The organism is Ruegeria sp. AG1 (assembly GCF_056541705.1).
The window spans coordinates 33,394-45,747 of the sequence record NZ_JBQFYU010000020.1; the positions used below are offsets into that span (position 1 = coordinate 33,394).

The window sequence follows — 12,354 nt, forward strand, 5'->3', positions numbered from 1 at the left end:
TACGTGAGCAACCTTTCGTGCATTTGTTCCGGTTCAAAGTTCGCTACAAGAGCTGGGTCTGGAATGTACGTCATAGAACCGAACGAACAGCGTCGCGCAGTTCCTGATGCATAATCCAGATTGCTGGCTCATCTTCACTTTCGATGTGAGAAAATGCCAAAACCTGCGCGGCGCCATCATTCTGTGCCGATCCAGCTTCGGGAAGTTCGAGTTCCAGATATTCTGCGATCAATAGTCCGACTTTCTTGAAAACTTTGATGGACGCCTCGCGCGATTTGTAACCGGCTGCCTGAGACAAGTGACCAATGGTCAGACCTTCCTTGCCTGCGATTGTAAGTGCTTTGAGTATTGTAACCTGCGCAGGGGTGAGCCTGATCTGGCGCAATGCCTCGACGTATTCTCTTTTACTGGGAACAAGGGTGCCGGAGTTTCCCTCAAATCGGCGTTGACCGCTACGCGTCCTGTCTCGTTCTTCGAGAATTTCTTTCAAGGCTTCAATGGCCAATGCCGGTGTTTCACCAACTGCATCAGCAATCATTGCCTGCGTTTTAGCTGGTGGCTTGGGGAAGGCGCGCGCAACGCTGTTACCGCTCAGAATACCAGCCTTAATCAAGTACTTCCCGAACTCTTCTTCAATCACACCAGATACGTCAGCGTTCTGCGTTTTACGAACACTGCGGTCCTGAAATGCTCTTTGGTCCAGACCGCGAGCTGACGTCTTTGAAGCCGGAAGGGTTACTTGAGGGGCATTTTTACGCATCAGAGAAACACCACTACAACTATCGCCACAACAAAAACCGCTAACGCGATAAACATCTTAACTATGTAGGACCTGCGATGAGCCTTTTCGGCTTTGAGCATTTTGCCCAAGTTTTCGTCTATCGAGTTGTGGTTCACGGCTTGGTCCTTCCGGATATGTCGGGCGAGATTGATTTCCATTAACCTATTGTCGCGGCACATTTTCGGTGCACGTATCGTTCTGTCGTGTGAACGGCCGATTGCATTCCCAACCATCACCTCTTCGATTCAAATGAGCGTTTGAAGGCACAAGGATCGCAACGCACCTGTCCCGGTTTGCGCGAAAACCACGTTCACATTTCCATCCGGAATAGGTTTCAGGTGCAAGGTACGCATGCTGCGGAACTGCCACAGGCTCACAGCCGCTATCCGCTGCCCTATAACCTCTGAGACATACCCATCCTTCTGAGCTTCTTTTGTCGCTCAGACGACCGTTGCTTGGGACACTAATCGCAACACAATCCTGATCTTCCTTGCGAAACCCCCAGTCACAGTGTATCTCCTGCGCGCCAAACCGGGTTTCGACGTACCCGTTTTGAGGCGCAATCAATTCTTCGCATTTTTCTCCGACACGCTGGAACAGCCGATTGCACTCCCATCGATCTCCGGTCGATGCAAGATATCCGTTATTGGGAACTGCTATTTCCTCACAAAGATCTCCAACACGCTGGAATCCATGGTTGCATTCCCAAACTGGACCAAAGGCACTGCCGGTCAAATATGCGTTTTCTGGTACGTCCGTTCTTTGACAGGATCCGTTCTTGTTATCGAAACTTTCGTCACAAACAGATCCGTCGGCATTGCTGGCGACTTGAGCAGGAAGCTTCGTTCCTGTGAGCAATACCAAAAGTGTCGGGATCAAACAAAGAATGCAGCGCGTAAACACGATGAACGACTGATTGAAACGGAACCTGAGACCTGATCTATCGGTCATTAAGCACGCAATTTATGAGCCATGTGCTGTTCATACGGCGCCTTCTTTCATGGGTCACGAGATGACTGGAGCATGTCAAGTGACAGTTGCGAATGCTTGCGAGGAACGAGCTCATAGCGAAGACCCCAGCGAAACCCGTTCCTATGCTGAGGCACATGCTACAATTAGTCTGAAGGCCATTGGATTATCGTAACCGGCAGCATCGCGGCGGCGAGTAATTTTTTACCAATGCACTCTTGTCGTTCCTAGTCTGTGAAGAGTCAAGGACGCACGCTCGTCAAGAAGCGTGTGCTGCGGAATGGTCAATTTTTGAGACCGGCGAGTTATTAGGTGGTTAAGAGAATAACTGAGAGGCAAAATTCACTTTGTGGCAATTTAGGTTGACAATTCGTCTGTGAAATCGCCGGATTTCTTGGGCAACAATCTTGGAGGTGGTGAACGCTCGCCGCGCCGGCCTATTGCCGACACCGAACTAGGAGATTCGCAATTTCTATCGACAGTTTTGCGGACACTGAGATTGGAAAACACCTCGCCGACGCTGCACGTCGTTGCCGTATGGTTTTCTTCACTGGATTACCAGCGTCTGGAAAGTCATTTCTGTTGCGCCAGCAAATATCCATTTCGGTCTCATTGGGACGACGCGTACATATCATGCGGTGGGATACAGGACTCGCGGCGTTTCAGACCGAAGACATACTCGCAAAGTACCCAGATGTTTCAGATGGAACTCATCCGTTGATCCGAAAGGCAGCCGGATTGTGGGGCCGGAGAGCCCTAGCGCGATGGCTGACAGAGACTACCGATCCCACTGACATGATTGTCGGTGAAGTCCCTATCATCGGAAACAGGTTTTCCGAGTTCATCCAGGCGCAGCCGGATCAGGTTGAACCAGCCTTAGCATCCGAGGCAACCACCTTCATCTATCCTGTTCCTACAAAGAGTTTGCGCGCCAATCTCGAAGCCATCCGAAGGTCTACGTTTGCGAACCCAAAACACCCTGATGAGGCCAGAGATGCGCCTCCATCGACAATGGAACTGGCTTGGCGTTTGACGTGTACCAAGGCCGCAGAATTGGGTTTGATCTCTGAAGCGGACAGTCATTCTCCGTACGAGGAGATGATTTATTTGCGGTTTTTTGAGCACCTACTGCAACATCGAAACGCCATTAGAATTGGGGTCGATACGATTTATTCAAATGCCGGATCAGCCCATGATCTGGATGCGAACGTCTTAGAACTCAGTGCTAGCTCAGACGAAGTAAAGTACGCAATCGCAGAGGTAGAGACTACCTTTACAGTCGAAGCAGCCGCCCGAGAAGTTGAAAACTGGTATCGGGTGTAGCCTCGGACAAAGGTCTGTTCGGTTGGCATTTCGGAATTTGCAAAGCTTGGTTGCGAAGGTCCGCTTTGGGCTGACTGCGGTCCTTTGAATTAAGAATGCGGATGGCTGCAAAGTCCGCAAGGCGGACGTTAGCTTTTTTCAACGCTCGGTCTGCTATCTGTCACTTAGCGGACATGCCCAGCAACAGTGCCATCGTCGCCATCAACCAGAACCGGGTTTGTGAACCCGAACTTTCGGATCAACGCTGCGATCTGGTCGATCTGATTCTTAGAATGCGTCCGGGTGCTGCTTTTTTCATTGAGCCAGAGACTTGAACACAAGCTTAGCTTCAAGCGTTTGCCTTTAAATTCAAATGGGCTCTAAGATAATTTCTCGCGGGCTGATCCGATGCCAAGGATCAGGTCGGCGCATCGCTCGCCCAGCATCATGGCAGGTGCGTTTGTGTTGCCTGCGTTTATATCGGGCACGGCGGACATGTCGCACACCCGCAAGCTCTCGATCCCGCGTACGCGCATCCTGGCGTCCAGAACGGCCGTTTCGTCGCCGTCCCGGCCCATTTTGGCTGTGCCGGCAGGGTGATAGTTGGTTTTTACGAACCTCTTGCAATGTGCTCGTAGCGTCTCGTCGTCGTCCGCTATCGGAATGACGATTTCGCGGATTCTTTGTGCAAGCGGGCCCGACGTGAATGCCTGGCGAAAGAACCGCTGCCCCCGGATCATCTCCTGCATGTCGTCTTCATGCTTCAGAAGGTTGGGCGAAACCACCGGCATCGCGTGAGGATCGCCCGAGCGAAGCCGAACCTCTCCGCGTGATTTTGGTTTGACTACGACGGTCGTAATGGTCAGGCCAAAGTCATCTTGAACTTCGTCCAGCGCGTCGCGATCCAGATAGACGATGGGGACGCAAAAAGCCTGAATTGTCGGCTCTCCGTCAGGGTTCGACGGATTGACAAAGGCGCCTGCTTCGACCCCGGCCGAAGTCACCGGGCCGTTCCCGAACAGTTTGAACTGGATGCCGTTTCGCAGCATCCGCCAGCCTTCACCTTGTTTGAAATATCCGTATGGACCGTTGGCAAAGGCGGTGATTGGAACTTCGGGGTGGTCGATCAAGTTCTGGCCGACCCCAGGCATTGAGCAGACCACGGGAATATTGTGTTCGGCAAGATGTGCATCCGGTCCGATACCCGACAGCATTAGGATTTTCGGCGTGACCAGAGCGCCCGCCGCAAGGACAACCTCACCATCACACCGAACGATGTGGGATCCGCGTTTGTCGCGATACTGCACCCCGACTGCCCTGTCGTTTTCGATGATGACTTTTCTGACCTTTGCGCCAAGCCGGATGGTCAAGTTTGGGTTTGTCTCAAGTGGGGCGAGGAAAGCATAGGCTGACGAGCTACGTTTTCCGGCACGATTGGTGAATTGATAGAACCCGACACCGCGCTGCGTTGCGCCGTTGAAGTCCGTGTTGAATGGTTCGCCAAGGGCCTGCACCGACTGAACGAACCAACGTGACATGTCGTCGATATGCCCCGGGTCCGAGACTTGCACCGGACCGTCGCTGCCATGCAGGTCATTGTGAAGCCTGTTGTTGTCTTCCATCCTGCGGAAATAGGGCAGCACATCGTCCCATCCCCAGCCGACTCCGTCGTTGGTCTGTCGTAGCAGGTCGTTCCACGCGTCATAGTCAGAAGGGCGGCCGCGCATATAGACCTGCGCATTCACTGACGACCCGCCGCCCAGTACGTTGGCCTGCGGAATGTCATGCACGCGGCCGTCCAGGTGGTCTTGCGGTTCGGTCCGGTGGTAGGTCATGAACTTGGACCCGTTGATCATCTTGAAAATACCCGGTGGCATGTCCAGCAACGGATGGCGATGCGAATGCCCGGCCTCCAGCACCAGAACCCTGCACTTGCCTTGGTTGACCAGTCGCGCTGCAGCAGCGGCACCGGCAGAGCCGCCGCCGATGACGATGAGATCGAAGGTTTCCGTCATGATTTCACCTTCAGATCCGGCTTTTGGGTTCGCTGATCGAGTCTCGCTCGACCAGTTCGCATTCAAGCTTGACGAGTGGGTGCCTCTGACCATCCGTCGGTCCGTGGAATAGCTGTTCCACGACCCAGCGTCCCATTGCGCGGGTGGGAAGGATCATTGAGGTCAGGGGCGGCGACAGGTGTCGCGCGGTTTCATCGTCGTCAAATCCGATGACCGAGATGTCCTCGGGAATGGACAGGCCAAGTTCCTTGAGCGCCTCATAGCAGCCGATTGCCATGCGGTCATTCTGACAAAAAATTGCGGTTGGCGGAGAGGACAGATCCATCAATTCACGCGTGGCAGCATATCCGGCGCTAGGCAGCCAATTGCCTTCTATGACCAAGTCCTCGTCAAATGGAATGTCGGCGGAAGCCAAAGCGTTTCTATACCCTGTCGTTCGTCCTGCGGCGCATTCCATGAACGGCTCGCCGGTGATGGTGGCGATTCGTTTGTGCCCGGCCTTGATCAGGGCGTTGGTCGCCGTATGTCCAGCAGCGACTTCGCCGGGAATCACCGCAGGCAAGGAGAGGTCGTCGCAAAAGCAGTTCAGCAGTAGAACCGGGGTTGCCGTCTGCCTTAGGAGTTCCGGAACGACCACCCGCCGGGTGAAAACGGTCGCGTAAATAATGCCTGCAACCTGTTGGTCGAGGAAAAACTTAAGCGTTCTTGGTTCTACTTCGGGGTCGTTTTGGGTTTCTGCCAGCAATACAAGATTTCCGGTGTCCCGAACGGCCTGTTTCACGCCGTTGAACGCGTTTACCATTTCGGGGCTCGACGCTAGATCGTCCACAACAAAAGCGATGGTGCCGTCTAGTGCCGAGGGTCGACGCGCGCTGTCCTGGGGTTTCCTAAGTTGAGAGGGCATGGCGTATCCAAGCGTGTTGGCGGCATCTAGGACTCGTTGTTTTGTGTCCTCGGAGATTTTGACGGAATCATTGTTGTTTAGAACCAGCGACACCGTCGTTTGCGAGCATCCGGCGACGCGGGCAATGTCGTGCATCGTTACGCGCTGCCGGCCCGCGACTCGTCCCACTCCCCTGTGCTGCCCGGCATTTTTCGCTTGATCGTTCATCTTTCAACCTTTTTGTGCGCGTTCTTTTTATCGATTAAGCGGGCAGCGCGCAACTAATATTAGCAACAACAAGTTAATATTAGTGTTGACGAACTAATACTATTAGTGCTTTGATCAGCGGTGCGGTCGCCATTGTGGTCTGGCCGGGAACGTGCGGGAGGCGAAATTGCGGTCTGTAGTGGGGGAGTTGGGTCAAATCGTACGTCACTCGATGTTCATCGATGGCCGCTTTACCGACTTCGATGCGGCCGAGGTTTGCGTCGAAAACCCTGCTAATGAAGAGATCGTAGCGCGAGTTCTAGATGGCGCCGCCGCTCATGCGGATGCGGCCGTCGAGGCGGCCCATCGGGCTTTTGGCCCTTGGTCCTCGCGCCCGGCAATCGAGCGAGCGCGGCTGGTCCTGAAGCTCGCCGAGGCCATCAGGGTGGACGCCGGTCGTTTGGCTGCCCTGATCACAGCCGAGCAAGGCAAGCCGATCTCGCAAGCCCGCGGTGAAGTGGATGCCGCCGTTACCTTTCTTTGCCATGCGGCTGAAGAGGCCCGGCGGATTTCAGGTGACATAGTGGCATCGGACAACAAGTCTGAGGAAATCCAGATCCGGCGTCATCCTTATGGCGTTGTTGTAGCGTTGACGGCCTGGAACTATCCATTGGCATTGGCCGCCAGGAAAATCGGGCCTGCGCTGGTCGCAGGCAACACCATTGTTCTGTTGGGGCACGAAATCACGCCGCTTTCCGGTCTTGCTATCGCCGAGCTCGCTGACAGAGTTGGGTTTCCGCCCGGTGTGCTGAATGTTCTGACAGGCAAGGGGCCGGTGGTAGGGAAGCGGTTGGTCGAACACCCCGATACGTCACTAATAACGATGACCGGCAGCACACGCGCCGGGAAAGAGATTTTTCGCGCCGCGGCCGACCGGATCAAGGTTGTCCGGCTCGAGCTTGGCGGTAAGGCGCCATTCATCGTGATGGAGGATGCGGATATTGACGCCGCCGTTTCGGCTGCCATTGCAGCCCGGTTTGCCAATTGCGGCCAGATTTGCACCTGTAACGAGCGTATGTATCTGCATCGCGGGATTGCGGATCAGTTTCTTGAAAAATTCGTGTCTGCCGCCCGTGCTTTGTCGATCGGGAATCCGATGGAGGACTGCGACCTGGGGCCCAAAGTCAGCAAGGTCGAAATGACCAAGGTCGCCGAAATCATCCAGCGCAGCATCGCCGAAGGTGCCACGGTCCATCTGGAAGGCGGGCCTTTGACGGACGGCGCGCACCGCGAAGGGCACTGGATGTCCCCAACGGTTCTCGAGGTCTCCGACAACGGCAATGCCGCGATGCAGGAGGAGGTTTTTGGACCCGTGGCGACAGCCATGCGAGTCGATGATTTTGATCAGGCGATAAGTTTTGCGAATGACACGTCATTCGGGCTGTCCGCCTATCTCTTTACGGCATCGCACCGGCGATTGATGGAGGCCCCGAGCCGTTTGAAGTTCGGCGAATTGTACCTGAACCGCTCCAATGGTGAGGCCGTACAGGGATTTCACACCGGTTGGGGTTTGTCCGGGGTTGGGGGCGAAGACGGCGCGTATGGCTTCGATGGCTATCTGAGGAAACAGACGACTTACATGAATTGGGCATGACCTAAAACTCGCGGTCAAAACGGAGGCGACCGCACCAATGGAGGAGGAATAACAATGAAACGCAGAACTCTTTTGATCTCGACGGTTGTCGCGGGTGCGCTGTTGGGCACGACTGCGATAGCGCAGGATCTGCCACCGCTTGAGCAGAAGGATCGCTACAAGGTCGGCTTTGCGCAGATGGAGTCGAACAATCCGTGGCGCATTGCCGAGACAAAATCGTTCCATGACACGGCCGAGGCCTGCGGCTGGGACCTTATCGCGACGGATGCAGCCGGATCTGCAGCAAAGCAGGTTGCGGATGTGGACAGCATGATCGCCCAAGGCATCGACGTTCTGTTCCTGCCCCCGCGGGAAGAAAAGCCGTTGATCCCAGCCGTTATGAAGGCCCGTGCCGCGGGAATCCCGACCTTTTTGGTGGACCGCTCGGTTGATCCGGCCGTTGCCAAGCCGGGCGAGCATTTTGTGGCGTTCCTTGGGTCGGATTTCATTGATCAGGGCAACCGTGCCGCACAGTGGCTGATGGAGAATTTCGACGGCGACAATGGCGTCATCGTCCAGTTGGAAGGCACGACTGGTTCTTCACCTGCAAATGACCGCAAAAAAGGTTTCGACGACGCGATTGCAACGGATGACCGCTTTGAGATCGTGGCTTCTCAGACCGGTGACTTTGCGCGCGACCTGGGTCGTCAGGTGATGGAAACCCTGCTGCAGGCGCACCCCGATGTGAACGTGGTCTACGCCCACAATGACGAGATGGCAATCGGTGCGATCCAGGCTCTGGAACTGGCCGGCCGCAAGCCTGGCGAGGACGTGACCATCGTTTCGATCGACGGGACACGCGATGCACTTCAGGCTATTATCGATGGCAAGATGGGGGTGACGGTGGAAAGCTCACCCTTCTTCGGCCCTCTGGCTTGTGAAGTCATGAATAAATACGCGGCTGGCGAGGCGATCCCGGAATGGGTGAAAGTCGAAGATCGCATCTTTACCAAGGACAATGCGGCCGATCACATCGACGAAGCCTATTGATTCTCCCTGGTGGGTGGTGCTGGCCTGCGGTCGGCGCCGCCTGCAAGCAATCGGAGGAAGACATCTCATGAATGCGCTCGTCTCGATGTCGGGAATTGAAAAGTCCTTTGCCGGTGTACCGGCACTGAGCCAGGCCAGTCTGGAGATCGCACCTGGCGAGGTTCATGCGCTGATTGGCCAGAACGGTGCCGGCAAATCGACGATGATCAAAGTTCTGACCGGAGTTTACGATCGGGATGCCGGGGACGTCCATTTGGCGCGTGGGCCTAGCCGCATTTCCACCCCGCGGGAAGCGCAGGAATCTGGAATTGCCACGATCTATCAAGAGCTCAACCTGGTGCCGCTGCGGTCAGTGACCGAGAACATCATCATGGGTTACGAGCCCAAGCGCCTCGGCTTTCTGGTTGACTGGCGCGAGGGCAACAGGCGCGCACGCGAGGTTCTTGGGCGTTTTGGCATAGATATCGACGTGACCGAGCCACTGGGAAACTTCTCGACAGCGATCCAGCAGCTGGTTGCGATCGCGCGGGCCGTTTCGCTGGACGCAAAGCTGGTCATCATGGACGAACCCACATCGTCGCTGGATGCCAGTGAGGTAGAGGTTTTGTTCGGTGTGGTGCGCGAGTTGAAAAAACAGGGCGTGTCCGTTCTCTATGTCTCGCATTTCCTCGATGAGCTGTTCCAGATCTGCGATCGGGTCACAACGATGCGAGACGGCCGCACCGTCAGCACGCGCAACGTCCAGGACACGACCAAACTGGAAATGATCGCGGACATGCTTGGCCGCAACAAGGACGAGATCGCGGCAGACGGCCTCACCGACTTTGCAGGTGCCAAGGCCAAGAAAGGAGATATCGTTTTGCGGGCTGACTCTGTTTCGACAGGCCCGCGACTGACGCATTTCGACCTCACGCTCCACCGCGGAGAGATCGTTGGGCTGGGCGGGTTGCTGGGCTCTGGTCGGACCGAGGCGGCGCGCGCCTTGTTCGGAGTGGACGGTGCCCGCAGCGGCGCGATCGAGTTGCACGGCGCGGTCGGGCAACCGTCGGGACCGGGTGACGCGATCGCAACCGGGGTTGGTTTTCTAACCGAAGATCGCAAGGCCGAAGGGATCATTCCTGACATGTCCGTGCGCGAGAATATGACGCTAGCCCTGCTGCCGAAACTTGCCAGTCGTGGTCAAATCGACTTTGACCGCGAGCGCGAGATCGTTCATGCCTTCATCGACGATCTGGGCATCAAGGCGGCGCATATGGACCAACCCATTCGTGAGTTGTCCGGCGGCAACCAGCAAAAGGTGCTTCTTGCCCGTTGGCTGGCGACACAGCCCGACATCCTGATACTCGACGAGCCGACCCGAGGCGTGGATGTCGGCGCCAAACGAGAGATCCAATCGTTCATTCGGTCTTATGTCGAGAAGGGGTTTGGCGTTGTCCTCATCAGTTCGGAATTCGAAGAATTGGTAGAAGGCGCCGACCGCATCGTGGTCATGCACGAGGGGCGCTCGGTCAAGGAACTGACCAACCCCGGGATTACCGAGAACATACTGGTGGGCGCGCTTGCGCATCATGAAGAAGGAATTGGTTCATGGACCGCGCAATGAAGTTGCCGCAACGGGTCGCGTCGATGCCCTTCCGCTTTCACGGCGGTATCGCCGCATTGGTCGCCCTGCTGGTGTTCAACGCGTTTTTCACTCCCAATTTCCTGCAACTGCAGACCCTGTTTGTGAATATCAGCCAGGTTGCCACGATCGCCATCGTGGCCATCGGCATGACGCTGGTAATCGCCACGGGTGGCATCGATCTGTCGGTTGGTGCGGTCATGGCACTGGCGGGGGCGCTGGCCCCGCTGATCTTTCTGTCGGATCTGGGCGCCGCCAATCCGATGCTGGGCGTCACTTTGGCCATTGTCCTGCCGCTGTTCGTCGCGGGGTTATGCGGAGTGTTCAACGGCGTAATGGTTGCCATATTGAACGTGCAGCCCATTGTGGCAACGCTCATTCTCTTCATCTCTGGTCGCGGTATTGCCCAGGTTTTGACGAATGGGAACCTGCAGACATTTTCAAACCCGTCATTCAGTTATCTTGGAACCGGCAAGGTGCTTGGCTTGCCGTTCCAGGGTTGGCTGGCGCTGGCCATTGCCTGTGTTCTGTACTGGGTGATCACTAGAACCACATGGGGCCGCTACTTACTGGCGATTGGTGGCAATGAACGCGCTGCCTATCTGTCGGGTGGTCCCGTACGAAGGGTCAAGATCGGGGCCTATGTCGTCTGCGCGGTGCTTGCGGGGCTGGCCGGTCTGATTGTGGTTGCGATCAACTCGGCCTCGGACGCCGCGCGCAACGGCAATCTGATGGAGCTTGATGCCATCGCAGCCGCGGTTGTTGGCGGAGCTCTTTTGCAAGGCGGGCGGGCGCCGATCTTTGGTGCCATACTGGGTGCTGTCATCATCCAATTGGTCAAATATACACTATTGGCTAACGGGGTAGAAGACGAAGTCGCACTAATCGCCAAAGCCGCCATCATTATCCTGGCCGTTTGGGTCCAACAGTTCCGGAGGGCTTGATTGATGTTGGATGAAACGGCTTTTGACCTGCGAAAGTACCTTCGGCGCAATTCGGCTTCGGTGACGGTGTGGCTCGCACTGCTGGCTTTGATCCTGTTCGGGTTGATGCGCTATGAAAACTTTGGCAGCGCCTACAATTTCTCGTCTTTCCTGAATTACAACGCGATGTTCATCGCGATTGCACTGGGCATGTGTTTCGTGATCATGACCGGCGGGATTGATCTGTCGGTAGGATCCGTTGCGGCCTTTACGTCGGTTGTTGCGGCCTATCTCAGCCCATACGGGATTCAGGTTGCGTTGCCGGGGGCCGTTCTTGCCGGGGTTGGTTTCGGGGCGATCAACGCCTTTTGCATAATCATCCTTCGAATCCCGCCCTTCATCGCCACACTGGCGACCATGTTGGCCGCCAAAGGCGGGGCATTGGTGATTTCGGACGCCCAGACAATTTCGGTCGATTGGGGGTCGAACTTCACCAAACTTGGCATGGGGCAGGCGTTCGGCCTGTTTCCATGGGCTATCGTTATCGTCGCCGGACTGACGCTGACACTTTGGCTAGTGTTGGAAAGAACAACTATCGGGCGGACTGTCTTGGCGATCGGTGGCAGCGAGGATGCCTCGAACCTAATGGGGCTGAAGGTCAATCGCGCCAAGGCTTTCGTCTACCTGCTGTCAGGTGGCTGTGCGGGGCTGGCCGGCGTCTTTCTGGCCTCGGGCTTCGGAGCCGGACAACCCCTTGAGGGCATCGGCTGGGAATTGTCGGCCATCGCGTCCGTCGTGGTGGGCGGCACTTTGTTGACGGGTGGGATGGGTTCGATCCCTGCGACGGTGGCAGGTGCGTTGTTGCTGGGGCTGGTCTTCAACGTTCTAAATTTTGAAAACGGTCAGGGCACCATCAGTTTCAGTGCCTATTGGCAGATGGTCATACGTGGAGGCTTTCTATTTGCGGTCA

General features: G+C 56.0%; 10 protein-coding genes. 7 read left to right on the forward strand and 3 right to left on the reverse strand.

What is annotated here, in order from left to right; all coding sequences use genetic code 11:
* Positions 1–70 precede the first annotated feature (70 nt).
* Positions 71–760 (reverse strand): hypothetical protein, encoded by a 690-nt coding sequence (locus tag ACR0B5_RS22190; RefSeq protein WP_170644446.1) that lies wholly within the window; start codon positions 758–760, stop codon positions 71–73.
* 1,785 nt (positions 761–2,545) lie between these two features.
* Between ACR0B5_RS22190 and ACR0B5_RS22195 the strand changes: the two genes are divergently transcribed.
* Both ACR0B5_RS22195 and ACR0B5_RS22200 read left to right on the forward strand, forming a co-directional pair.
* A complete protein-coding gene (locus tag ACR0B5_RS22195; protein WP_170380624.1) occupies positions 2,546–3,073 on the forward strand; it encodes a hypothetical protein in 528 nt (175 codons plus the stop codon).
* Between the two features lie 173 nt (positions 3,074–3,246).
* Positions 3,247–3,387 (forward strand): hypothetical protein, encoded by a 141-nt coding sequence (locus tag ACR0B5_RS22200; protein WP_170662603.1) that lies wholly within the window; start codon positions 3,247–3,249, stop codon positions 3,385–3,387.
* A gap of 45 nt (positions 3,388–3,432) precedes the next feature.
* Here ACR0B5_RS22200 and ACR0B5_RS22205 read toward each other — a convergent pair whose 3' ends face one another.
* Entirely contained in the window at positions 3,433–5,067 is a 1,635-nt protein-coding gene (locus ACR0B5_RS22205) for a GMC family oxidoreductase (RefSeq protein ID WP_480543501.1), read from the reverse strand.
* A gap of 10 nt (positions 5,068–5,077) precedes the next feature.
* The gene (locus tag ACR0B5_RS22210) at positions 5,078–6,178 is read right to left on the reverse strand and encodes a LacI family DNA-binding transcriptional regulator (RefSeq protein ID WP_480543502.1); all 1,101 of its coding nucleotides are present in this window, start codon (positions 6,176–6,178) and stop codon (positions 5,078–5,080) included.
* A gap of 166 nt (positions 6,179–6,344) precedes the next feature.
* On the opposite strand from ACR0B5_RS22210, the gene ACR0B5_RS22215 reads away from it, so the two are divergent.
* The 5 genes from ACR0B5_RS22215 to ACR0B5_RS22235 form a co-directional block, all read left to right on the forward strand.
* The gene (locus ACR0B5_RS22215) at positions 6,345–7,811 is read left to right on the forward strand and encodes an aldehyde dehydrogenase family protein (protein ID WP_480543504.1); all 1,467 of its coding nucleotides are present in this window, start codon (positions 6,345–6,347) and stop codon (positions 7,809–7,811) included.
* Positions 7,812–7,865: 54 nt separating this feature from the next.
* The gene (locus ACR0B5_RS22220) at positions 7,866–8,840 is read left to right on the forward strand and encodes an ABC transporter substrate-binding protein (protein ID WP_170558391.1); all 975 of its coding nucleotides are present in this window, start codon (positions 7,866–7,868) and stop codon (positions 8,838–8,840) included.
* Positions 8,841–8,907: 67 nt separating this feature from the next.
* Positions 8,908–10,443, forward strand: coding sequence for a sugar ABC transporter ATP-binding protein (locus ACR0B5_RS22225; RefSeq protein WP_480527460.1), 1,536 nt, complete (start codon positions 8,908–8,910; stop codon positions 10,441–10,443).
* Positions 10,428–11,405, forward strand: a complete 978-nt coding sequence (locus ACR0B5_RS22230) for an ABC transporter permease (RefSeq protein WP_170556657.1) — start codon at positions 10,428–10,430, stop codon at positions 11,403–11,405. The genes ACR0B5_RS22225 and ACR0B5_RS22230 overlap by 16 nt, the downstream gene beginning before the upstream one ends.
* Before the next feature lie 3 nt (positions 11,406–11,408).
* Positions 11,409–12,354: ABC transporter permease (locus ACR0B5_RS22235; protein WP_480543507.1), on the forward strand; the 946-nt coding region annotated here is incomplete at its 3' end.